Origin of the sequence: Pseudomonas frederiksbergensis, from assembly GCF_001874645.1 — a bacterium.
Classification (GTDB): domain Bacteria; phylum Pseudomonadota; class Gammaproteobacteria; order Pseudomonadales; family Pseudomonadaceae; genus Aquipseudomonas; species Aquipseudomonas frederiksbergensis_B.
In genome coordinates this window covers 991,929-1,014,237 of sequence record NZ_CP017886.1, presented here as the reverse complement: position 1 = coordinate 1,014,237, position 22,309 = coordinate 991,929, and the positions used below count along the sequence as shown (strand labels likewise).

Genomic DNA, 22,309 nt, shown 5'->3' with positions numbered 1-22,309 from the left:
CCCCTTTCGTTTGTCCGTTAGGAAGGTGTTGTAGTGGTCAACTAATCCCGGACACGACGTTAAGTTTTTTCTCGGCCTGAGCAGCGCAAGCTGAACGCCGAGGCCGGCAAGATGAGCCGTGAAACTTTTTGGTATCCGGTAGCCATTGCGACGGGTCTGATCGGCACGGTCTTTTCCGGTTTTATGGCGTCGGGTTTTTTCGGCAGCGATAGGCTCAGCACACCGTTGCTGAATTTTGCTTCAATCTTGTCGGCATCAATTCCTTTCGGCACTCCTAAACGGTCTAACAGACGGCTACTTAAGGCGTAGACTGGAAATGCTGTCACCTCGCCAAGTGGCTTGGGGGCGGTGTTCAGGCGTTAATGCTTCTGGACTCATCAGCACCATCAAGCCAGAGCACCTTGGCTGGCTCCTGTCCTGAACGGAGTCATCATGTTATCTACGCTCGAGTTGCGTCACCTCATCGAATCAGCATTTCTGCCCCTTTCCTGTGAGTGTCGAATTGACCCAGGCGGATCGCTGCATGCTCAGATTTTCGAGCCGGTCACTGGCCGAGTAGAGTTGCTGGTGACCGGGATTCCTGCTTCCAGCCTGAGTGGTAATTTGGCGATAACCAAGCTCATCGGAGATATTCGACACGACCTCAAGGCCACCCATGAGCGGCGGGGATTGCAGAGGATCAGGTAGGACCACAATGTAAAAGGCCGGCGCCGCTCAAGCGTCCGGCCTAAAGCAATGCGTTATTTTTGCTTGTGCAGGTATTGCTGTATTGCGTCCACTTCAAGCTTGCTGGGTTTTGCGCCATTGTCAGCCTTGAAGCTGGCGCCGCTCCAGTGCGGCATGGGGGCTTTCAAGGGCTTTCCATGGTCGTCGACACCGTTCAATACAGCCCGCTCGAATGTCTTTGATTTCCACTCGCTGGCATCTCCCGCCAATTTAGGTGCCGAGCCTCCCATGCCGCGAGGTCCATGGCAGGCACTGCAGTTCTCCTGGAAAAGCGCTTCCCCATCGGGCGGCAACGCCATGGCCGAAGAGCAAAACAGCAGAGTCGTCAGGGTAAAAAAGGCGCACTTCATTTCAGGCTCCTTGGCAGGCCAGCCGTTACGTGGGTCACGCAGGAAGGAGGGTGCGTGAAAACGGCGCGAGCCTTTGATTTGCCGCTCAGTGAAGCGTAGCAGAGCGGGTGCAGAGGCCTGGCAAGATGAAGGTATAGGCCGGCATGATCCCTGCACTAGTAACCACCACCTCCCATGCCGCCCATACTGCCGGATGGCTCTCTAGCCTTTTGCTGCATGTGACTCCATTCCGCGCACGTCATAAAGCTCTTATGGTCGACTTTTCCTCGGCCATCAAAACTGACATTGAAGGTGTGCTTTTGGCCGACTTGCGTGAGCATGTAGTCAAAGCAGGTGCCGGGCTCGACGGTGCGATCGCTGATCGATAAAGGCTTGCCGCCGATTTGCTGGACTTGATCCTTGCTCATGCCCATCTCGACCTTTGCGACCAGCGGTTGCTCTCGATAGACCTGTGAATCAGAACTGCATCCAGCCACTGCGGACAACACGGCGACCAGTGCCAATAGAGGGGTGTTCATGGCTGGGCTCCCGAAAGTGAGTGTCGTGAAGAAACTCCTGGGTGCATCAATAAAATTAAAGTCGAGTTCGGCGGTGCGCGCCAAATATCCTCAGGGCTGAGGTATTGGCGTGCGAGGGAAGGGCAGATAACAGAAAGCCCGCGCCTACCCCCCCCAAATACACTGGATGTCTAGTCGGCCGCGAGTTACATTTGCCACATTTTATTGCAGGGAACAATTATGCGAATTTTGATCGGTGCGCTTGCTGTTGCGGCATTGGCGGGGTGCTCTTTGCCGGCATCCTTGGTGCCGGGTGAACCGAATGTCAGCGAGATCACTGCCAAGGTTCCCAAGGACTACGCCCAGTGCGTTCTGCCAGCCTGGCAGCGCGAGATCCCTAAAACCACTCAAACTGCGATTGCAAACGGCTACAGGATTACTGCGCCAAGCGTTGTGACTGCCGATGAGACGCTGGATATCGTGAAGTACAAGAATGGGAGCCGCATATCGCTGTATCAAGGCCCGCCGTGGGCCAAGTCCCACGCTCTGATGAAGTCGGTGCACGACTGTTTGTAATTCATACCTGATGAATTGACGTTGGAGTGATGCCGGGTGCGTGGGTGGAGGAGCGATGACTTGATGTCGCTCCTCCCCGTCAAAAGCTTATAGATGCAACCACGCCAGCGAGCCCAGCACGACGCTGAGGCCCGCCGCACTGTACGCGACCCGTTTCAGCCACTCCTTGCGCGTCAACAAGGTGATCGCCGCCAGCGAAATGGCAATCTGAATCGCCGTCATTGCCTGTGCCCAGCGGTGATGCTGGTGCAATACCAATTCTGACTTTTCATCCCACTCGCGAGCCTCTGCTTCGAGTACTTCCGCTTTCTTGCGCACTTCTTCTTTTTCGGTCTTGTAGCGTTGCGCTTCGGCGGTGTAGTGCGCGGCATCAAGGCCGGGGATGTGGATTGCCAGTTCAGACAGGTTTTGTCGGCTGGATTTTGCCTGGTAATAATTCCATTCGTTGGAGGCCTCGGTTTTCTTGATGGCGGCGTTGTTTTTGTCCATTGCCGCTTCGCTTTCCGTGGAGCCTGCCTGATAGCTGAGCATGGCGCCGATGGTCGCCATGATCGCCGTCATCACCGCTATCTTGCTGGCGAAACTGTCCCCGCGGGCCTGAGCGTGTTCGGTAGCGTGTTCCAGCTGCTTTTCGTGCGGGCTAGGGACTTCGAAGTCTTCAGTCATGACTTTGGTCTTTGGGGAGTGAATAAGTGTCAAATTGTAACGGTAGTATTTGCCAAAGGCGCTATCTCAATGCGCCGCTTTCAGATTTTTTGTTCCGGGAAACCACGAAGTTTTCACCTTTATCCGACGGTAACCCTACAACCCCAAACCGGCGCTCTGCGGCGCCGTTGGCTGAGAGTGAGGAGGTACAGGCAAAGGGCAGGACTCAAAGGGCAACGTTGAGGTACATCGCTGAACGATTCACGCGTGCGTAATCCACTTGTTCAGGAGTTACCTATGTCCATTGGAGCAATCTCGGCTTCCAACCCAGTGACTATCAACGGGCTCAGTTCTGCCCAAAGTCAGCCCAAGGCGCAAGCGGATCAGGCAACTGCATCCACCCGCTCCACCAGTGTTGCCAGTAACGTCAGTGTTTATTAGACGCTACGCCGGGTAATCCATCCCCTTTGGCAATTCAATAATTCAGAGCGTCTTGATTGGCATAGTGCTGTAACCCTTCAACCAATGCGTCGAAGGTCGTGCGGCATCGCGGGCTGTTGCGCAAGTCCTCGTGCATGGTGACCCAGGTTTCCAGTCCCAGCGAAAACGATGTCGACAGTACGCGTTGCAGCGTTTCATCACGCTTGGCCAGCGGAACCTGGCAGACACCTATTCCCGCCCCCGCGCGTATCAACGCTAACTGCGCGAGATCGCTGTCGCTGCTCAGTGAGAAAAGGTTGCGGTCAAGGCCTTTGATGGATTTCCCGATACTGCGGATAAAGGCATTCGGCTGGTCGTAACCGATGATCGAATGGCCGGCCAGTTCGTTGAGGTCGCGCGGTGTGCCGTGTTGGCTCAAGTACTCGGTGTGTGCATGCAGCCCAAGTTCGATTCGACCGATCCGACGTGCCACAAGCTGCTCTTGGCGAGGGCGCATCATGCGCACGGCGATGTCGGCTTCGAGCTGCAAGAGATCCACTACGCGGCTAGTCAGTACGAGTTCTACTTTCAACGCCGGGTGTTGTTGGCGAAGCCGCGTGATGATGGGCGGCAACACTTCGACGCCAATCACGTCGCTGGCTGAAACACGGACAATCCCGTGTACTGCCGTGCCCTGGCTTGAGGCGGCTCGCTCAATGGCGGCCGCTGTACTTTCCATGGTGTGTGCGTGGGCGCGCAGGGTCAGTGCCACTTCGGTGGGCATCAGTCCTGTTTGTGATCGCGTAAACAAAACAACACCCAGCGCCTTTTCGAGCGCGGCGATGTGCCGACCGACCGTGGGCTGTGTGATGCCGAGCAAGCGCGCCGCGCCCGACAGCGATCCTTCATTGAGTACACCCAGGAAGGATCGATAGAGCTCCCAACCAATATTCGATGCCATGCATAAATGTATAGCGTCACGCTGATCTTCTGCAATTTATCTATAGCGTCCATTCGCTCAGGATCAAGCCCTCTATAACCTTGAGGTGTCGGGCATGAACAGCAATAAAGTGCTGGTACTGGGAGCGACAGGAGGGATTGGTGGGGAAGTGGCGCGACAATTGAAAGACGCCGGTTGGGAGGTGTGCGCGCTAACACGTCATCTCGAAAAGGGCATCAATCAACGAGCGGGCATCACGTGGTTGCACGGTGATGCGCTGAATCGGCAGGATGTTATCGAGGCAGCGAAGGGCTGCTCGGTGATTGTGCATGCGGTCAATCCGCCGGGCTATCGGCGATGGCCGGAACGGGTGCTGCCGATGCTCGATAACACCATCGCTGCTGCCCTGGTTGAAGGTGCAACCATCGTGCTGCCCGGCACGGTTTATAACTTTGGTCCTGATGCCTATCCGGTGCTGCGCGAGAATTCACCGCAGCATCCGCAAACACGCAAGGGGGCTATTCGGGTGGAGATGGAGCAGCGACTGCGCAACGCCACTGGCAATGGCGCACAAGTGTTGATCGTGCGTGCCGGAGATTTCTTTGGCCCCCAAGCGGGTAACAGCTGGTTTTCCCAAGGCTTGATCAAGCCGGGAAAGCCCATTAAAGCGGTGAGTTATCCAGGTGCGCAGGGCGTTGCTCATCAATGGGCCTACTTGCCCGACGTTGCACGAACCATGGTCGAGTTGCTGGAGCGGCGTATCACACTCGACGCCTTCGAAAGCTTTCATATGGCCGGTCATCTGGACACCGACGGTACTCGGATGAGCCGTGCTATCCAGCGTGTTGTTTATCAGCAGACGGGCATGGAGCCGCGTGTGACAGCGTTCCCATGGTGGTTGCTGAAAGTGGCTTCGCCTTTTGTGGTCACCTTCCGCGAAATGCTGGAGATGCGTTATTTGTGGAGCACGCCGGTGCAGATGGACAATGCACGATTGATCGAGGTGCTGGGGCGCGAACCGCATACGCCGCTGGATGAGGCTGTCGAAGCGGCATTGGTGGGCATGGGGTGTATCCGTCGAGACGGCTTAGAGACTTTTTCCTGATGCAAGACCGCTAACAGGTGTCTCCATTACGTTCACTGACCGACTTGAGTTTCGCAGACAAAGTAATTGCTCTTACGATTCTTGGCCGTGAGATCTACCGTCAGCTGTTTGGCAGCAGCGATGCACTGCTTGTAAGCGTCAGCTTGTACCCAGTGTTCGACGGGTATCACCTGGCAGTCAGTGCGGGAGGCGTTGGTGCACAGGTACAGCAGTAAAAATACCGTCATACAACCTCCTGTGCGCTTGACACTAAAACCATCAGTTGAATCCGGGTCGTAACACGCCTTGGCAAGTAAAGCTGATTGGCGTTTTATCTGTCAGAAGCAGGTCGGTGAGCTCAGGGGCTTTTCTTGGCCGTTCGTCGGGTGTTGCGTATTTGAATCATTGGTCTAGGAATGACCAGCTAGTCTCAAAAACCTTGGGGTCGGTATTTTTTTAGGCAATCAGTTGCTTGCCGGTATCGATCTGTCTGGAGGGACTGATAGATGAGCAATGCTTACATAGAAGATGATGGCGCTGAGTACCCGGTCAACAATTGTGTGCAATGTGGCCAGACGGATTATGTGGCGGGGTTTGGTGAAACGCCGACCAAACCGGGCAGGGCCAGGCTGCCAGCGGTGACAAAAACCACCGCAAAACCGTTCATGCCCAAGGTCGCAGTGCCTGTACGCAAGTAACTGAAAGGTAGGCAGACCCCGCCATTGAGCGGGGTTTTTTGTGAGTGGTGTACGGGCGTGCGGAGTGGTGCAGGCGGGTGGTGGGGTGGGCATGCGACGTGTCATGCGCGGTATCAACATTATCGATTTCCAGGCGTTTCTTTCACGCTTCTTTCACAAGCAAATCCGTAGGCTCAGCTCATCCGTTAAAAAGCAATTCCATTAGCCCGTCTCCCCAGCGGGCTTTTTTTTGCCCGCGATAAAACTCTTTGCATATAAACTGTCCAATCCTCGCGCTCAGGAGGGTTGGGCCGGTTCTTTGGCTGAACCGACGGCCTTTTTAAGCATCCGGATTTTTACTTATCAGTACCCTTTTTGAGGTTCATGTCATGCGTTTAACTTTGCCTGCTCTGGTTCTGGGTCTTTTGGTCGCGCAAGGTGCAATGGCTGGTGATGGCAGCGCAGCGCTTGGCGGCGGCCTGGGTGGTGCGCTGGGTAATGTGGTCGGTCAGAAGCTCGGTGGCAGCACTGGCGCGGCGATCGGTGCAGGCGTTGCAGGCGCGGCAGGCAGTGCTGCCGGCGCGAAAAAGGGCCACCGCACTAAAGCTGCAATCGGTGGTGGTGTAGGCGCGGCGGGTGGTTCGGTCATCGGCAACTCGCTGGGCGGCAAGACCGGCTCCGCCATCGGTGCAGGCCTTGGCGGCGCAGCGGGCGGTGCGCTCATGGGCAAGTAGGGGCACTGATTCCAGCGGTACGATTTGAAAAAGCCCGGCTAATTGCCGGGTTTTCTCATTCTGTGGCACTCCCCATGCTAGTGCGCTACCTGAGCCCACAGCCTGCAATGGCTCAGACGTCACAACTCCAGCTGATCGGCCCGGATCCCGAACGCCATGGCGATCTTTTCCCGAGTGGCGCGGCGCGGTTTGTTCACCGCCTCCTGCTGGGCGAACGCAGGTTGTGAAATCCCCATCCGCTTTGCTACTTCTTCCTGAGTCAGGTTCAAGTGTTCACGCCAGGCGCGGATTGGGGTGGCGCCGTCGACAATACGGCTGACCACCTGATGAGGAATCAGCTCGGTGCCGCCGTGTTGAGCGACATATTGCTGGTAGGGGATGACCACAAAGGCCGGCTCACCGTCCGGGCCGTTGATGATTTGTATGTCAGTAGGTGCGTTCGTCACGTTTTTTTACCTCTTGAATGCTGACCACCTGGACCGAGCCGTCCCAGTCAAACAGAACCCGGTAGCTACCGACTCTCAGGCGATACCCGCAATCGTGCAGGGCCAGCGCTTTGACGTTGATTGCGTCGGGCATGCGTTCCAGCTGCGTCACGGCATCGCGGATTTGCGGCCGATGCTCCGTGTGTACCCTGAGCAACTGCTTTACGGCTTTGCGGGTCCAGTAGATTTCGTTCATGAGATATTAATAAGTCTTCCATAAGTTGTGCAATGGTTTTCTTATATTTATATAAGTAACCGTATGACGCTTTCCTTGCGTTCACTACACACCCTAGGCCGTGATCTGAGGGTAAGGGGCGTCAAACAGTTGCTGCATGTGAACCGTGCTCGCTATGCTGCTGGCCCCTACAGTCGATCCTTCTTCGGTCGATCAAGGCTCTGGCCGTACCTGAGCCGCCTCCCGGAATATTGTGTTGATAACGGATCAGATGCGATGAATGCACCGCTCGACTTCGGCCCGATCAAGGCCGTGATTTTCGATATGGATGGTTTGCTGCTCGATACCGAGGGCATTTACACCGAGGTCACGCAAATCATTGCCGAACGCTACGGCAGAACCTTCGACTGGAACATCAAGCAGAACATCATCGGCCGCGGTGCTGGCGATCTGGCGCGCTATGTCGTCGAGGCGCTGGACTTGCCGATCAGTGCTGAAGAGTTTCTGCTGATCCGCGAGCCCTTGATGCGTGAGCGCTTTCCACGTGCGCTGGCGATGCCAGGGGCGCAGGAGCTGGTTGAGCATTTGAAAGCGAACAACATTCCGATTGCCGTGGGCACCAGCTCTTCAAGTCAGTCCTTCGGGCAGAAAACCACGTTGCATGGCGATTGGTTTGCGCTGTTCGACACCATTGTGACCGCTGATGACCCTGAGGTCGGCGCGGCCAAGCCAGCGCCGGATATTTTCCTTACCGCTGCGCGACGTTTGGGGGTGGCGCCGCAGGATTGTCTGGTGTTTGAGGACTCGCCGTTTGGCGTCACAGCAGCAAAAGCTGCGGGGATGACCGCGATTGCAGTGCCGGATGCGGCCATGGCTGACGAAAAGTACGCGCATGCCGATAGCATTCTTCGTACGCTAAAAGCCTTTCAACCGGATGTGTACGGCTTGCCCGCACTCGAGCAGGCATAACGGAAAACGCTGAACGACCAAACGCCGGGCAACCTGATCAAAGGTTGCCCGGCGTTTTGTTTTTACGTTGCAAAAACGCTGAATCAGGCGCCAAAACCACCGTCGATACTCAGGCTGGCACCGGTGATGTAGCCGGCTTCCGGGCCGACCAGGTACGCCACGAAACTGGCGATCTCGGAGGCGGTGCCATAACGACCAACGGCCATCAGCGGGATCAGGCTCTCGGCGAACTCACCGTGGGCCGGGTTCATGTCGGTGTCGACCGGGCCAGGCTGCACGTTATTGATGGTGATGCCTCGTGGGCCCAGGTCGCGGGACAGGCCTTTGGTCAGGCCGACCAGCGCCGCCTTGCTCATGGCGTAAGGGCCGCCACCGGCGAAGGGCATGCGGTCGGCATTGGTGCTGCCGATGTTGATGATGCGACCGCCTTCGGTCATGTGTTTGGCGGCCTCTTGGGTCGCGATGAACACACTGCGTACGTTGATCGCCAGGGTTTGGTCGAAGTCTTCGAGTTTGAAATCTTCCAATGGGGCGACGGCCAGCACACCTGCGTTGTTGACCAGAATATCGAGGCGACCAAAGGTTTCGACTGTGCTGTTGACTGCATTGCGAATGGCTACTGCATCAGCACTGTCGGCTTTGATGGCCAGGGCTTTGCCTCCAGTCGCGATGATGCTGTTCTGCAATTCTTCAGCCTTGGCAGCGGAGCTGACATAAGTGAAGGCAACCGCTGCGCCTTCAGCGGCCAGACGTTTGACAATGGCGGCGCCGATGCCGCGGGAGCCGCCCTGGATCAGAGCTACTTTACCGCTGAGGTTCTGAGTGGTCATGTCTATCTCCAAAGTCCCGAGGCGAGATGCCTCGGTTGATGGAGCCTAGTATCGATACTGGATTACGAGCTGTGTAGACGGTAATTGTTATAGTCTGTGTAAACCAAAAGTTTATAGTGGCCGTCATGGAAACCTTCAGCAGTATCGAATGCTTCGTCCGCAGCGCCGAGGTCGGCAGCTTTGCCGAAGCCGCGCGGCGCCTGAGCCTGACCCCGGCGGCGGTGGGAAAAAGTGTCGCCAAGCTTGAGGCGCGCCTGGGCGTTCGGCTGTTTCAGCGCAGCACGCGCAGCTTGACGCTTACCGAAGCCGGTCAGCTGTTTCTCGGCGAAGTCAGTGCCAGTCTGCACACCATTCAGAACGCGGTGGCCAATCTGGCCAGCGCCGAAGGGCGTCCGGCGGGGACGCTGAAAGTCAGCATGGGCACGGTGTTTGGGCGGCTGTACATCGTGCCGCTGCTGGGCGAGTTCCTGCGACGTTTTCCGGCGATCAACCCGGATTGGCATTTCGATAACCGCCAGGTCGATCTGATTGGCCAAGGCTTCGATGCGGCAATTGGTGGCGGCTTTGAGCTGCCGCAAGGGGTGGTGGCACGCAAGCTGACGCCGGCTCACCGGGTGTTGGTTGCATCAGCGGACTATCTGGCACAACGCGAGGCGATTCGCGAGCCGGATGATTTGCGCGATTGCGACGGGATCCTGATCCGCTCACCACAGACGGGTCGTGTGCGGTCCTGGCAACTGACCAGCCGACATGAGGAACACCGCCCGCTGAACCTCAAGGCACGGATGACCATGAGTGATTCCGAAGCCGCTTGCGCCACCGCCGCCCAAGGCTTGGGGATCGCGCTGGTGAGCATGCCGTTTGCCGTCGGCTACCTGAATGCCGGCACCTTGCAGCGCGTACTGCCGGACTGGTACGTCGATGACGGCAACATCTCGATCTACTACGCCGAACACAAACTGCTGCCGGGCAAGACACGAGCGTTCGTTGATTTCATCATCGAACAGTTTGCCGAGCAGCAATGGGCGCAGCGGTTCAGTGCCGCTTGAGTATGGCTAAAGACCGAAGCGCCGCCATCGCAACAGCTAGGCGCCCCGCCGCTCTACAGGGGGGCTCAGGGCAGGGGTTATGCTTTTTTGATGATGTTACCCGCGTGCAAGCCGCATTCTTTCTGCGTGGCTTCTTCCCACCACCAGCGACCTTCGCGCTCGTGCTGGTTCGGCAGCACAGCGCGGGTGCACGGTTCACAGCCAATGCTGATGAAGCCGCGTTCATGCAGGCTGTTGTAAGGCAGCTCCAGCATGCGGATATAGCCCCAGATCTCTTCGCTGGTCATTTGTGCCAGCGGGTTGAATTTGTACAGGGGGCGCTCCGGCGTCGAGAACGCGCTGTCGATTTCCAGTACGGCCACCTGGCTGCGGGTCCCCGGGCTCTGGTCGCGGCGCTGACCGGTGGCCCAGGCGCTGACGGTGGACAGCTTGCGGCGCAGCGGTTCGATCTTGCGGATGCCGCAGCATTCGCCATGGCCATCCTTGTAGAAGCTGAACAGGCCTTTTTCCTTGACGAACGGTTCGAGCTTGGTGTGGTCCGGCGAGACCAGTTCAATCTCGATCTTGTAGTGTTCGCGCACCTGATCGATGAATCGATAGGTTTCCGGGTGCAGGCGCCCGGTGTCGAGGCTGAAGACCTTGACGTTTTTGTTGATCTTCCAGGCCATGTCCACCAGCACCACGTCTTCGGCGCCGCTGAAGGAGATCCACAGGTCGTCCCCGAACTCGGCAAAGGCGAGTTTGAGAATGTCTTGGGCGGATTGGGTGGCATAGGTCGCGGCGAGTTCAGCGACGTCGAACGATGGGCTCATCAGGGCGGTTTCCTACAGGTCGGTGGCGCTAAGCGCTCTATAGGGTGGCGATGGTAGCAAAAACCCGAGACGACGGGGGCGCTCGTCTGCGTTGCGTCGCTCGGTACGACTCGCTAGAGTTCGGCAGCCCGATTGCTCGCTCAACTCAATAATCAGTACAAATGGGAGTGTCTTGTGGAAATTGCCTGTCTCGATCTGGAAGGTGTATTGGTCCCGGAAATCTGGATCGCCTTTGCCGAAAAAACCGGGATTGAATCCCTCAAGGCAACCACCCGGGATATTCCCGATTACGACGTGCTGATGCAGCAACGCCTGCGCATCCTCGACGAGCATGGCCTGAAGCTGTCCGACATTCAGGAAGTGATCGCCACCCTGAAGCCGCTCGACGGTGCCATCGAGTTCGTCAACTGGCTGCGCGAGCGGTTCCAGGTGGTGATTCTTTCTGACACGTTCTACGAATTTTCCCAGCCGCTGATGCGTCAACTGGGCTTCCCTACCTTGCTCTGCCATCGTCTGATTACTGACGACACGGGTCGGGTGACGGGCTATCAACTGCGTCAGAAAGATCCCAAACGTCAGTCGGTGTTGGCCTTCAAGAGCCTCTACTATCGCGTGGTCGCCGCCGGTGATTCGTACAACGACACCAGCATGCTGGGCGAGGCGGACGCCGGAATCCTGTTTCACGCGCCAGACAACGTGATCCGCGAGTTCCCGCAGTTCCCGGCGGTGCAGAGTTTTGCCGAGCTGAAGCAGGAATTCCTCAAGGCCTCGAATCGCGATTTGAGCCTGTAACCCCCCTCCACCGTAGGAGCTGCCGCAGGCTGCGATCTTTTGACTTTAAAAAACAAGATCAAAAGATCGCAGCCTGCGGCAGCTCCTACACGGGCGATGTTGGCCGTTGGATGAGTTACAGGTTTTGCAAAGTTTCGAGCAACACCTTCACTTTGGTGATGGATTCCTGATATTCGGCCTGCCAGTCCGAATCGGCGACGATCCCGCCGCCACCCCAGCAGCAGACTTGACCCTCCTTGACCAGCAAGCTGCGGATGGCGATCGAGCTGTCCATTTCCCCGCGTACATCCAGGTACAGCAGCGAGCCGCAGTACAAGCCACGGCGGGTCGGCTCCAGTTCGTCGATGATCTGCATGGCGCGGATTTTCGGTGCGCCGGTGATCGAGCCGCCGGGGAAGCTGCCGGCAATCAGGTCCAGGGCGTCTTTATTGTCAGCCAATTCGCCGGTGACGCTGCTTACCAGGTGATGCACGTTGGGGTAGCTTTCCAGGCTGAACAACTCGGGCACGCGCACCGAACCAATGCGGCAGGTGCGGCCCAGGTCGTTGCGCAACAGGTCGACGATCATCAGGTTTTCCGCGCGATCCTTGGGGCTGGCCAGCAGTTCAGCGGCGTTGGCCGCGTCTTCGGCAGCGTTCTGCCCACGCGGACGGGTGCCTTTGATCGGGCGGGTTTCCACATGGCCTTCGCTGACTTTGACGAAACGCTCCGGCGACAGGCTCAGTACCGCGCCGCCGTCGGGCAAACTCTGGAAGCCAGAGAACGGCGTTGGGCAGGCTGCTCGTAGCGCGCAATAGGCCGTCCATGGATCGCCCTGGCAGTGCGCGCGAAAACGTTGTGCGAAGTTGACCTGATAGCAGTCGCCGGCCTGGATGTACTGCTGGATACGCACGAACGCCTGCTGATAGTCGCTGGCGCTGAGGTCGGGGCTCATGACGCCGCTCAGGGTGAACGGTGCGGCAGCCGCAGTCGCGGGCTGGCTGAACAGTTCGATCAGACGCTGGCGTTCGGTTTCGATCAGGTTTGGATGGAACACCAACTGGCTGCTGCCGATCAGGTGATCGCTGATCAGTGCCCAGTCATACAGACCGAAGCGCGCGTCGGGCAGTTGCAGGTCATCGAGAGCCCGGGACGGCAAGGCCTCCAGGTGACGGCCGAAATCGTAACTGAGGTAGCCGATCAAGCCCCCTGCGAACGGTAGTTCGTAGGGGGCAGGGATCGTTGCATCGCCGAGCCGGGCGAGCGTGTCGCGCAGACGTTGCAGGAAAGCGCCGCCACTTTCGTCAGGCGACACCGCCAGTGTTGCCAGCGGCCAGGCACTGAGCACGTCATAACGTCCGCGCTCGGCGCTCGGTCGGCCGCTGTCGAGCAGTACGCTGCCCGGGGCATGACGAATTGCCGCGAAATACTCGGCGGGGTTGGCGCGATAGGGAAGCGGGTATACGGAGCAGGTCAACATGAGCGGGGTAGATCAGCCATCGAGGCGGGGTGGCGATTGTAGTCCTCTGCAGGATTTGCTCCTAGAGGGGATGTCGGGAAGAGATACATCATGTACGGCTGCACAACCCCTGTGGCGAGGGAGCTTAGTCTTCAGCCGAGGGAATGTGCCCAAACATCTCCTGAACAAACTCCACCCGTTCTTGCGGCGTTTCGGTAATCCCTCTGGCCTTCAGCTCTTCCAGGCGTGCCTCGACTGCATGAGTACGCGAGGTCAACCCGCAGTCATTGGCAATCTGAATGTTCAGCCCGGGCCGCGCGTTGAGTTCGAGAATCAGCGGGCCTTTTTCCTGGTCCAGCACCATGTCGACGCCGATGTAGCCCAGGCCACACAGCTCATAACAGCTGGCGGCGAGCTTCATGAAACCGTCCCAGTAGGGCAGTTGCACGCCATCCACCGCGTTGGTGGTGTCCGGGTGTTTGGTGATGAATTTGTTCAGCCAGGTGCCGCGCAAGGTCAGGCCGGTGGCCAGGTCGACACCGACGCCGATAGCGCCCTGGTGCAGGTTGGCCTTGCCGCTGGATTGCCGGGTGGGCAAGCGCAGCATGGCCATCACCGGGTAACCCATCAGCACGATGATGCGGATGTCCGGCACGCCTTCATAACTGATGCTTTTGAAGATTTGGTCGGGAATCACCCTGTATTCGATCAGCGCACGGTCGCGGTGACCACCCAGTGAATAGAGCCCGGTCAGAATGCTGGAAATCTGGTGCTCGATTTCTTCATGGCTGATGATCTTTCCGGAAACCGTGCGGTACTGGCCCTCGAAGCGATCAGCGATCACCAGAATGCCGTCACCGCCGGCACCCTGTGCCGGTTTGATCACGAAGTCGCTGTGGTTGCCGATGATTTCGTCGAGTTTTTCGATTTCTTTCTCGGTGGAGATCACGCCGTACATTTCCGGCACGTGAATGCCGGCCTTGATTGCGCGTTCCTTGGTGATGATCTTGTCATCGACAATCGGGTACAGGCTGCGCTTGTTGTACTTGAGTACGTAGTCAGCGTTGCGCCGGTTGATGCCCATGATGCCCCGGGCGTGCAAGGCCTTCCAGGTCTTCCAGAAACCGAACATTACGAATCGGCCTTGATGAAGGCTTTGAAGCGCATCAGCTCGGTCAGGCGGTAGCCGCGATAGCGACCCATGGCCAGCATGAAACCCACCAGGATCAACAGGATCGCCGGGAAGGTGAACACGAAATACACCAGTTCCGGAATACTCATGATCAGGTGTCCCAGAGAGGCGGCCAACAGCGTACCCATCGCGACTTTCAACGCATGCCCGGCGCCGCGTTCTTCCCAGGTGATCGACAGGCGTTCGATGGTCATGGTCAGAATCACCATCGGGAACAGCGCCACCGACAGCCCGCGCTCCAGGCCAAGCTTATGGCTGAACAGGCTGATGGCGGCAATCAGCACCACGACGAAGGTCAGCACCACCGACAGCCTCGGGAGCATTTGCAACTTCAGGTGCTCAAGGTAGGAGCGCAGCGACAGCCCCAGCGCCGTGATCACTGTAAACAGCGCAATACCAAAGCCCAACCCGGTTTCGCGGAAGGCCAGAGCAATCAGCACCGGGGTAAAGGTGCCGAGGGTCTGCAAGCCGATCAGGTTGCGCAGGATCAGGATAACCAGCACGCCGATCGGGATCATCACCATAATCATGAAGGTTTGCTGGGTTTGCAGCGGCAAGCCGTACAGCGAGTAATCAAGGAAGCTGGCGTCGGTGTTTTCGTCGGTCAGCTTGGCCAGGCGAATGGCGTTCATTTCGCTGTTGTTCAGGCTGAAGGTGACGTTGGCTTTCTTGCCGCCCTCGACAGTGATCAGGTTGTCATCGCCGGTCCACCACAGCAGGCGATCGGTGGGCAGGCCCTGCTCGCCGGTTTCCGGGTTGAAGTACAGCCAGTCAGTGCCATTGAAGCTACGGAGCCAGAGCTCCGGGGTTTGCGGCTGATCGGCTACCAGGCGGATGGTGTGGACCTTTTCCATCGGTACGTGGGCAATGGACAGCAGCAGCTCGACGATTTTCGCTTTGTGCGCCGGTGACGGATCACCGGCCAGCAGCAGTTTTGCGTTGTCGTCATTGGAGTTGTTGACGCGTTTGATCGCTTCGCCGATGAAGGTCTCGACGTCTGCCGAGTGCTGGCGAATGGGGGCGAGCAGGGCATCGGCGGCGATTTTTTCCGGGCCTTCGACGGCGATGCTATCGCGGAAGGTCGGGCCTTTGACTTTGGATTTCTCACCGGTATAGCGCTTGGTCAGCACCAGGCGGTAGTAAAGCGTCTGGTTGCCCTTGGCCCGACGTGCCGACCAGGTGACCTTGCGGTTGCCGTCGACGCGGTTTACCGCAACGCCATAGTTGTTGGAGATAAAGCTTTCATTGAGGCTGACGTAATCGCGGCTCAACGGTGGCACGAACATCTGAATCTTGACCGGGTCCTTGGCACTGGCGACGAACTCGACCTTGGCGTCGATGTTCCACAAGTCGTCGGTGGCGTCTTCGGTCACCGGAATACCCAGCACGAAAATCTGATAGGCCGTAACTGAAATGCCCAGCACCACCAATAGGGCGATCAGGATTTTCAGGTGGAGGGTAAGAGAGCGCATGGGCATTACTCTGCGGTATGAGCGTCGGTGGCGCAGGCGGGTTTGCCAGCAGCGTATTTAAGACTGGGGTCGACCAGCGCATCAAAGCGTTTCAAGGCTTCGGAACCGATCAAAAGCGGGTATTGGAATGCACTTCGGTCGGTCAGGTTCACTTCTATGCTGCGCAGTGCCGTCCCCATGCAGATATCCAGCTCGATCACCGGACGAGCGGTGTACTGCTTGCCTTCCTCGGGATCGAAGTCGCCCGCGCGGCGTTTGATTTTGCTGACCCGTGCCAAAGGGCGCTCGATCGGGTGCGAGTGGGCGGTGTCGATGGCCAGATAAAAGCGCACCCACGATTCGCCATTGCGTTTGAAGCGCTTGATATCACGGGCACTGAGGGAGGCGGTTTTGGCCCCGGTGTCGAGTTTGGCCGCGACTTCCAGGTCGATCCCTGCCAGCTGTGCGTACTCGTTGAGACCGTACACAGTCTTTTCGCCTGCGATAGCGAGACCTGGCAGGCAGAGTAGGCAGAACAACAGGGTGAAGGGCTTGAGTCTCATAGATCCTGGCGCGGTGCCGTCCGTTCTTCGGTTCAAGGCGACTGGCATTGCTGCGCAAGCTCCTTCTCATGCCTGCCATAAAAAGATGACAGACAAATGCGGGCGGCATTCTAGCACGGTGGTTTTATGGCGCCAGCCGCGGGTCTGTCCTTTACTTAGGTTTTACCTAAGGCGTTTATTAGATGATTGTCGACAATAGATCTATTTCCTTTGACTGATTGCGCGATATTGGTTAGTTTTTGCCGCATTGGTTTGCGAGGTGTCGACAATATGCTAGAACAACTCGATCCCCCGGTGATGGCGTCAGACGATTCGGAAACCCTTTCCGAAAACGTCTTCCGACGCATTCAGGCGGCCATCGTCAAAGGCGAGATCGCCCCGGGCAGCAAGATCTCCGAGCCTGAGCTAGCGCGCACTTACGGCATCAGCCGCGGGCCATTGCGCGAGGCGATCCATCGTCTGGAAGGTCAGCGCCTGCTGGTTCGCGTCCCGCATGTGGGGGCCAGGGTGGTGTCGCTGAGTCACGCCGAGCTGCTTGAACTCTACGAAATTCGCGAGTCCCTGGAAGGCATGGCTTGTCGCTTGGCCGCCGAACGCATGACTGCCGAGGAAATCGACGAGCTGCGTCAGGTGCTGGAAACCCACGAGCGCGATGCGGCGTTTCAGGCCGGCGTTGGCTACTACCAGCAGGAAGGCGACTTTGACTTCCACTACCGGATCATTCAAGGCAGCGGCAACCGCACGCTGACGCAAATGCTCTGCGGCGAGCTGTATCAATTGGTGCGCATGTACCGCATCCAGTTTTCCGCCACGCCCAATCGGCCGCGCCAGGCGTTCGCCGAGCACCACCGGATTCTCGATGCCATCGCCGACCGTGACGGTGAATTGGCCGAGTTGTTGATGCGTCGTCACATCGGCGCTTCAAAACGCAATATCGCCCGTCACTATCAGGACGGAGCCCATCAGACAGCCACTCCACGAGGTGAGTCATGAGTTCGAACAAGAGCACACCAGGCCAGCGTTTCCGCGATGCGGTTGCCAGCGAGCATCCTTTGCAAGTGGTCGGCACGATCAACGCCAACCATGCGCTGCTGGCCAAGCGCGCCGGTTTCAAGGCTATTTATCTGTCCGGTGGCGGGGTCGCTGCCGGTTCTCTCGGTGTGCCGGACCTGGGCATTACCGGTCTTGATGACGTGTTGACCGACGTACGCCGGATCACCGATGTCTGCGACCTGCCGCTGTTGGTGGACGTGGACACCGGTTTTGGTTCCTCGGCGTTCAACGTCGCGCGCACCGTGAAGTCGATGATCAAGTTCGGCGCGGCGGCGATCCACATCGAAGACCAGGTCGGCGCCAAGCGCTGCGGTCACCGTCCGAATAAAGAGATCGTTTCCCAGCAGGAAATGGTCGACCGGATCAAGGCTGCGGTCGACGCGCGTACCGATGACAGCTTCGTGATCATGGCCCGCACCGACGCCCTGGCGGTAGAAGGTCTGGAGTCGGCACTGGATCGCGCCGCGGCATGCATCGAAGCCGGCGCCGACATGGTGTTCCCGGAAGCCATCACCGAGCTTGAGATGTACAAGCTGTTCGCCAGCCGCGTCAAAGCGCCGATCCTGGCCAACATCACCGAATTCGGCTCGACGCCGCTCTACACCACCGAGCAGCTTGGGTCTGTTGGTGTGTCGCTGGTGCTGTACCCGCTGTCGGCCTTCCGCGCCATGAACAAAGCGGCGGAAAACGTTTACACCGCGATCCGCCGCGACGGCACGCAACAGAACGTCATCGACACCATGCAAACTCGCATGGAGCTTTACGATCGCATCGATTACCACACCTTCGAGCAGAAGCTCGATGCGTTGTTTGCTGCGAAGAAATAAGGATCAAAAGATCGCAGCCTGCGGCAGCTCCTACAGGGATGTTGCCAGGCTCGATCAATGTAGGAGCTGCCGAAGGCTGCGATCTTTTCGGCATCCCCCAAAAATTGCAGATTCCCGAACAAATTCAAAATTGGAGACAGCAATGGCCGAAGCAAAAGTATTGAGTGGCGCCGGGCTGCGTGGCCAGGTGGCCGGGCAAACCGCATTGTCCACCGTGGGACAAGAAGGCGCAGGCCTGACCTATCGCGGCTATGACGTTCGCGAACTGGCGGCCGAAGCGCATTTCGAAGAAGTGGCGTACATGCTGCTGTACGGCGAGTTGCCAAACAAGGCGCAACTGGCGGCCTACATCAGCAAGCTGAGCAAGCTGCGTGACCTGCCGCAAGCGCTGAAGGAAGTGCTCGAACGCATTCCGGCGGACGCGCACCCAATGGACGTGATGCGCACCGGTTGCTCGTTTTTGGGCAACCTTGAACCGGAGCAAAACTTCTCTGAGCAACATGACAAAACCGACCGGCTGCTGGCCGCGTTCCCGGCGATCATGTGCTACTGGTATCGCTTCAGCCACGACGGTCAACGCATCAACTGCGTGACCGATGAGGAGTCGATCGGCGGGCATTTCCTGCACCTGCTGCACGACAAGAAACCGAGCGAGTTGCACGTCAAGGTGATGAACGTTTCGCTGATCCTGTATGCGGAACACGAATTCAACGCGTCGACCTTCACCGCCCGCGTTTGTGCATCGACCTTGTCCGACCTGTTCTCCTGCGTCACCGCGGCCATCGGCTCCCTGCGCGGCCCGCTGCATGGCGGCGCCAACGAAGCGGCGATGGAAATGATCGAGCGCTTCGCGTCGCCGGAAGAGGCGATCAAAGGCACCCTCGGCATGCTCGAGCGCAAAGACAAGATCATGGGCTTCGGTCACGCGATCTACAAAGACAACGACCCGCGCAATGAAGTGATCAAGGGCTGGTCGAAAAAGCTCGCTGACGAAGTCGGTGACAAGGTGTTGTTCGCGGTTTCCGAAGCCATCGACAAGACCATGTGGGAACAGAAGAAACTGTTCCCCAACGCCGACTTCTACCATGCCTCGGCGTACCACTTCATGGGCATTCCGACCAAGCTGTTCACGCCGATTTTCGTTTGCTCGCGCCTGACCGGTTGGGCGGCGCATGTGTTCGAACAGCGTGCCAACAACCGCATCATCCGCCCGAGCGCCGAGTACGTCGGCGTCGAACAGCGCAAGTTCGTGCCAATCGAACAACGCTGAATGGTGGGGTTTGGCACTGGTAGCTGAAGAAACCGGGAACCCACAGTAGATCAAGTTGAATTCAGCGCTGGTGCCAGGCGCCTCCTTTGCAATCACCGTGACCGAGTCCTGACGATGAACACAGATTTCCGTAAACCGCTGCCCGGCAGCCATCTGGATTACTTCGACGTCCGTGCGGCAGTCGAGGCCATCCAGCCTGGCGCCTACGACACTCTGCCGTACACCTCCCGCGTACTGGCGGAAAACCTGGTGCGTCGCTGTGACCCGGCCACGCTCACCGAATCCCTGAAGCAGTTCATCGAGCGCAAACGCGACCTCGACTTCCCGTGGTTCCCGGCCCGTGTGGTGTGCCACGACATTCTCGGCCAGACCGCACTGGTGGACCTCGCCGGCCTGCGTGATGCCATTGCCCTGCAAGGCGGCGATCCTGCGCAAGTGAATCCGGTGGTGCCGACGCAATTGATCGTCGACCACTCGCTGGCGGTCGAGCGCGGTGGCTTCGATCCAGAGGCGTTCGAAAAGAACCGCGCCATCGAAGATCGTCGTAACGAAGACCGTTTCCACTTCATCAATTGGACCAAGAAGGCGTTCAAGAACGTCGACGTGATCCCGCCGGGCAACGGCATCATGCACCAGATCAACCTGGAGAAAATGTCTCCGGTGATCCAGGTGCGCGATGGCGTGGCCTTCCCGGACACCTGCGTCGGCACCGACAGTCACACCCCGCACGTCGATGCCCTGGGCGTAATCGCCATCGGTGTTGGTGGTCTGGAAGCGGAAAGCGTGATGCTAGGTCGCGCGTCGTGGATGCGCCTGCCGGAAAGCGTTGGTGTCGAACTGATGGGCAAGCTGCAGCCGGGCATCACCGCGACTGACATGGTGCTGGCGTTGACCGAGTTCCTGCGCCAACAAAAAGTGGTTGGTGCCTGGCTGGAGTTCTTTGGTGAAGGGGCATCAAGGCTGACCCTCGGCGACCGTGCAACCATTTCCAACATGGCTCCGGAATACGGCGCCACCGCAGCGATGTTCTACATCGACCAGCAGACCATCGACTACCTGAAACTCACCGGCCGCGAAGACGAGCAAGTGCAGTTGGTCGAGAATTATGCCAAGACCACGGGCCTGTGGGCCGATAGCCTGAAGGGCGCGCAATACGAGCGCGGCTTGACCTTCGACCTGTCTTCGGTGGTGCGCAACATGGCGGGGCCGAGCAATCCTCACGCCCGTGTCGCCACCTCTGACCTCGCGGCTCAAGGCATCTCCGGCCAGTGGGATGAAGTGCCCGGTCAGATGCCGGACGGCGCAGTGATCATCGCCGCCATCACCAGTTGCACCAACACCAGCAACCCGCGCAACGTCATCGCTGCCGGCCTGCTGGCACGCAACGCCAACACGCTGGGGCTGACCCGCAAACCGTGGGTCAAGTCGTCCCTGGCGCCGGGTTCGAAAACCGTGGCGCTGTACCTGGATGAAGCCGGCCTGACCTCTGAACTGGAACAACTCGGTTTCGGCGTGGTGGCATTCGCCTGCACCACGTGCAACGGCATGTCCGGCGCACTCGACCCGGTGATCCAGCAAGAGATCATCGACCGCGACCTGTATGCCACCGCTGTGTTGTCGGGTAACCGCAACTTCGACGGCCGGATTCACCCGTACGCCAAGCAGGCGTTCCTCGCGTCGCCGCCGTTGGTGGTGGCTTACGCCATCGCCGGGACCATCCGTTTCGACATCGAAAAAGACGTGTTGGGCCTGACAGCTGACGGTAAGGAAATCCGCCTCAAGGACATCTGGCCGAGTGATGAAGAGATCGATGCGGTGGTCAAGTCTTCGGTCAAGCCGGAGCAGTTCCGCCAGGTTTACATCCCGATGTTCGCCATCCACGAAGACACTGGCCCGAAAGTCAAACCGCTGTATGACTGGCGCGAGATGAGCACTTACATCCGCCGTCCGCCGTACTGGGAAGGCGCCCTGGCCGGGGCGCGTCCGCTCAAGGGCATGCGCCCGCTGGCGGTGCTGCCGGACAACATCACCACCGATCACCTGTCGCCGTCCAACGCCATCATGCTCGACAGCGCCGCTGGCGAATACCTGGCGAAAATGGGTCTGCCGGAAGAGGACTTCAACTCCTACGCGACTCACCGCGGTGACCACCTGACCGCGCAACGCGCGACCTTCGCCAACCCGAAACTGTTCAACGAAATGGTTCAGGAAAATGGCAAGGTCAAGCAGGGTTCGCTGGCCCGTGTCGAGCCGGAAGGCAAAGTGATGCGTATGTGGGAAGCCATCGAAACCTACATGGAACGCAAGCAGCCGCTGATCATCATCGCAGGTGCCGACTACGGTCAGGGTTCGTCCCGCGACTGGGCAGCCAAGGGTGTGCGTCTGGCCGGTGTCGAAGCCATTGCTGCCGAAGGTTTCGAGCGCATCCACCGCACCAACCTGGTGGGCATGGGCGTGTTGCCGCTGGAGTTCAAGCCGGGCACCGACCGCAAGACGCTGGGCATCGACGGCACTGAAACCTTCGATGTGATCGGCGAGCGCACGCCGCGCGCCACATTGACCCTGGTCATCACTCGCCAGAACGGTGAACAGGTGTCGGTGCCCGTGACGTGCCGTCTCGATACGGCTGAAGAAGTCTCGATCTACGAAGCCGGCGGTGTGTTGCAGCGTTTCGCCCAGGACTTCCTTGAATCGGCTGTTGCCGTTTAACGCGACTTGCCGGGGCAGGGCGATGACGTTCTGCTCCGGCACATA

The 22,309-nt window shown here is 58.5% G+C and carries 25 protein-coding genes and 1 pseudogene; 12 read left to right on the top strand and 14 right to left on the bottom strand.

What is annotated here, in order from left to right; translation table 11 throughout:
• Positions 1-155: 155 nt before the first annotated feature.
• Positions 156-272: pseudogene (locus BLL42_RS30410) on the bottom strand (Hsp20 family protein); the annotation flags it as partial.
• 160 nt (positions 273-432) lie between these two features.
• Here BLL42_RS30410 and BLL42_RS05005 point away from each other — a divergent pair.
• A complete protein-coding gene (locus BLL42_RS05005; protein WP_071551049.1) occupies positions 433-687 on the top strand; it encodes a DUF1652 domain-containing protein in 255 nt (84 codons plus the stop codon).
• A gap of 53 nt (positions 688-740) precedes the next feature.
• Here BLL42_RS05005 and BLL42_RS05000 read toward each other — a convergent pair whose 3' ends face one another.
• Together BLL42_RS05000 and osmE are read right to left on the bottom strand one after the other, a co-directional pair.
• Positions 741-1,076 (bottom strand): c-type cytochrome, encoded by a 336-nt coding sequence (locus tag BLL42_RS05000; RefSeq protein ID WP_071551048.1) that lies wholly within the window; start codon positions 1,074-1,076, stop codon positions 741-743.
• 155 nt (positions 1,077-1,231) lie between these two features.
• Positions 1,232-1,594 (bottom strand): osmotically-inducible lipoprotein OsmE, encoded by a 363-nt coding sequence (osmE, locus tag BLL42_RS04995; protein WP_071551047.1) that lies wholly within the window; start codon positions 1,592-1,594, stop codon positions 1,232-1,234.
• Between the two features lie 219 nt (positions 1,595-1,813).
• On the opposite strand from osmE, the gene BLL42_RS04990 reads away from it, so the two are divergent.
• Positions 1,814-2,149: a hypothetical protein gene (locus tag BLL42_RS04990; RefSeq protein ID WP_071551046.1), complete on the top strand. Its 336-nt coding sequence runs from the start codon at positions 1,814-1,816 to the stop codon at positions 2,147-2,149.
• 87 nt (positions 2,150-2,236) lie between these two features.
• On the opposite strand, the gene BLL42_RS04985 is transcribed toward BLL42_RS04990, so the two are convergent.
• On the bottom strand, positions 2,237-2,815 hold the full coding sequence (locus BLL42_RS04985; protein ID WP_071551045.1) for a DUF4337 domain-containing protein: 579 nt from the start codon (positions 2,813-2,815) through the stop codon (positions 2,237-2,239).
• 454 nt (positions 2,816-3,269) lie between these two features.
• Positions 3,270-4,175, bottom strand: a complete 906-nt coding sequence (locus tag BLL42_RS04980; RefSeq protein ID WP_071551044.1) for a LysR family transcriptional regulator — start codon at positions 4,173-4,175, stop codon at positions 3,270-3,272.
• 94 nt (positions 4,176-4,269) lie between these two features.
• Between BLL42_RS04980 and BLL42_RS04975 the strand changes: the two genes are divergently transcribed.
• Complete coding sequence (locus tag BLL42_RS04975; protein WP_071551043.1) at positions 4,270-5,259, top strand: SDR family oxidoreductase; 990 nt, start codon at positions 4,270-4,272, stop codon at positions 5,257-5,259.
• Positions 5,260-5,291: 32 nt separating this feature from the next.
• Here BLL42_RS04975 and BLL42_RS04970 read toward each other — a convergent pair whose 3' ends face one another.
• Positions 5,292-5,486 (bottom strand): hypothetical protein, encoded by a 195-nt coding sequence (locus tag BLL42_RS04970; RefSeq protein ID WP_071551042.1) that lies wholly within the window; start codon positions 5,484-5,486, stop codon positions 5,292-5,294.
• A gap of 258 nt (positions 5,487-5,744) precedes the next feature.
• On the opposite strand from BLL42_RS04970, the gene BLL42_RS04965 reads away from it, so the two are divergent.
• Both BLL42_RS04965 and BLL42_RS04960 read left to right on the top strand, forming a co-directional pair.
• Positions 5,745-5,936, top strand: coding sequence for a hypothetical protein (locus BLL42_RS04965; protein WP_071551041.1), 192 nt, complete (start codon positions 5,745-5,747; stop codon positions 5,934-5,936).
• Between the two features lie 368 nt (positions 5,937-6,304).
• On the top strand, positions 6,305-6,649 hold the full coding sequence (locus tag BLL42_RS04960) for a bacteriocin (protein WP_071551040.1): 345 nt from the start codon (positions 6,305-6,307) through the stop codon (positions 6,647-6,649).
• A 119-nt stretch (positions 6,650-6,768) separates the two neighbouring features.
• Here the strand turns inward: BLL42_RS04960 and BLL42_RS04955 are convergent, their stop codons facing one another.
• Both BLL42_RS04955 and BLL42_RS04950 read right to left on the bottom strand, forming a co-directional pair.
• Positions 6,769-7,095, bottom strand: coding sequence for a helix-turn-helix domain-containing protein (locus tag BLL42_RS04955; RefSeq protein ID WP_019689429.1), 327 nt, complete (start codon positions 7,093-7,095; stop codon positions 6,769-6,771).
• Entirely contained in the window at positions 7,076-7,330 is a 255-nt protein-coding gene (locus BLL42_RS04950; protein ID WP_071551039.1) for a type II toxin-antitoxin system RelE family toxin, read from the bottom strand. Before BLL42_RS04950 ends, BLL42_RS04955 begins: the two co-directional genes overlap by 20 nt.
• Positions 7,331-7,585: 255 nt before the next feature.
• Between BLL42_RS04950 and BLL42_RS04945 the strand changes: the two genes are divergently transcribed.
• Positions 7,586-8,278, top strand: a complete 693-nt coding sequence (locus tag BLL42_RS04945; RefSeq protein ID WP_071551038.1) for an HAD-IA family hydrolase — start codon at positions 7,586-7,588, stop codon at positions 8,276-8,278.
• Positions 8,279-8,361: 83 nt separating this feature from the next.
• On the opposite strand, the gene BLL42_RS04940 is transcribed toward BLL42_RS04945, so the two are convergent.
• Positions 8,362-9,108 carry a 3-oxoacyl-ACP reductase family protein gene (locus tag BLL42_RS04940; RefSeq protein WP_071551037.1) on the bottom strand — a complete coding sequence of 249 codons (747 nt, stop codon included), beginning with the start codon at positions 9,106-9,108 and terminating at the stop codon, positions 8,362-8,364.
• A gap of 125 nt (positions 9,109-9,233) precedes the next feature.
• On the opposite strand from BLL42_RS04940, the gene BLL42_RS04935 reads away from it, so the two are divergent.
• Positions 9,234-10,157 carry a LysR family transcriptional regulator gene (locus BLL42_RS04935; RefSeq protein WP_071551036.1) on the top strand — a complete coding sequence of 308 codons (924 nt, stop codon included), beginning with the start codon at positions 9,234-9,236 and terminating at the stop codon, positions 10,155-10,157.
• A gap of 77 nt (positions 10,158-10,234) precedes the next feature.
• On the opposite strand, the gene BLL42_RS04930 is transcribed toward BLL42_RS04935, so the two are convergent.
• Complete coding sequence (locus tag BLL42_RS04930; RefSeq protein ID WP_071551035.1) at positions 10,235-10,969, bottom strand: phosphoadenylyl-sulfate reductase; 735 nt, start codon at positions 10,967-10,969, stop codon at positions 10,235-10,237.
• A 174-nt stretch (positions 10,970-11,143) separates the two neighbouring features.
• On the opposite strand from BLL42_RS04930, the gene thrH reads away from it, so the two are divergent.
• Positions 11,144-11,761, top strand: coding sequence for a bifunctional phosphoserine phosphatase/homoserine phosphotransferase ThrH (gene thrH / locus BLL42_RS04925; RefSeq protein ID WP_071551034.1), 618 nt, complete (start codon positions 11,144-11,146; stop codon positions 11,759-11,761).
• Positions 11,762-11,876: 115 nt separating this feature from the next.
• Here thrH and pabB read toward each other — a convergent pair whose 3' ends face one another.
• From pabB to rloA, 4 genes are all read right to left on the bottom strand, one after another.
• Positions 11,877-13,220 carry an aminodeoxychorismate synthase component I gene (pabB, locus tag BLL42_RS04920; RefSeq protein WP_071551033.1) on the bottom strand — a complete coding sequence of 448 codons (1,344 nt, stop codon included), beginning with the start codon at positions 13,218-13,220 and terminating at the stop codon, positions 11,877-11,879.
• A 124-nt stretch (positions 13,221-13,344) separates the two neighbouring features.
• Positions 13,345-14,331 carry an alpha-L-glutamate ligase-like protein gene (locus BLL42_RS04915; protein ID WP_071551032.1) on the bottom strand — a complete coding sequence of 329 codons (987 nt, stop codon included), beginning with the start codon at positions 14,329-14,331 and terminating at the stop codon, positions 13,345-13,347.
• The gene (gene rloB / locus BLL42_RS04910) at positions 14,331-15,863 is read right to left on the bottom strand and encodes an osmotic stress tolerance membrane protein RloB (RefSeq protein ID WP_071551031.1); all 1,533 of its coding nucleotides are present in this window, start codon (positions 15,861-15,863) and stop codon (positions 14,331-14,333) included. The genes BLL42_RS04915 and rloB overlap by 1 nt, the downstream gene beginning before the upstream one ends.
• A gap of 5 nt (positions 15,864-15,868) precedes the next feature.
• Positions 15,869-16,405, bottom strand: a complete 537-nt coding sequence (gene rloA / locus BLL42_RS04905; RefSeq protein WP_071551030.1) for a retropepsin-like aspartic peptidase RloA — start codon at positions 16,403-16,405, stop codon at positions 15,869-15,871.
• Between the two features lie 270 nt (positions 16,406-16,675).
• On the opposite strand from rloA, the gene BLL42_RS04900 reads away from it, so the two are divergent.
• The 4 genes from BLL42_RS04900 (at position 16,676) to acnD (ending at position 22,264) form a co-directional block, all read left to right on the top strand.
• The gene (locus tag BLL42_RS04900; protein WP_071551029.1) at positions 16,676-17,398 is read left to right on the top strand and encodes a GntR family transcriptional regulator; all 723 of its coding nucleotides are present in this window, start codon (positions 16,676-16,678) and stop codon (positions 17,396-17,398) included.
• Positions 17,395-18,285, top strand: a complete 891-nt coding sequence (gene prpB / locus BLL42_RS04895; RefSeq protein WP_071551028.1) for a methylisocitrate lyase — start codon at positions 17,395-17,397, stop codon at positions 18,283-18,285. The genes BLL42_RS04900 and prpB overlap by 4 nt, the downstream gene beginning before the upstream one ends.
• 142 nt (positions 18,286-18,427) lie before the next feature.
• The gene (gene prpC, locus BLL42_RS04890) at positions 18,428-19,555 is read left to right on the top strand and encodes a bifunctional 2-methylcitrate synthase/citrate synthase (RefSeq protein ID WP_071551027.1); all 1,128 of its coding nucleotides are present in this window, start codon (positions 18,428-18,430) and stop codon (positions 19,553-19,555) included.
• A 114-nt stretch (positions 19,556-19,669) separates the two neighbouring features.
• Positions 19,670-22,264 carry a Fe/S-dependent 2-methylisocitrate dehydratase AcnD gene (gene acnD, locus BLL42_RS04885; protein ID WP_071551026.1) on the top strand — a complete coding sequence of 865 codons (2,595 nt, stop codon included), beginning with the start codon at positions 19,670-19,672 and terminating at the stop codon, positions 22,262-22,264.
• Positions 22,265-22,309 lie beyond the last annotated feature (45 nt).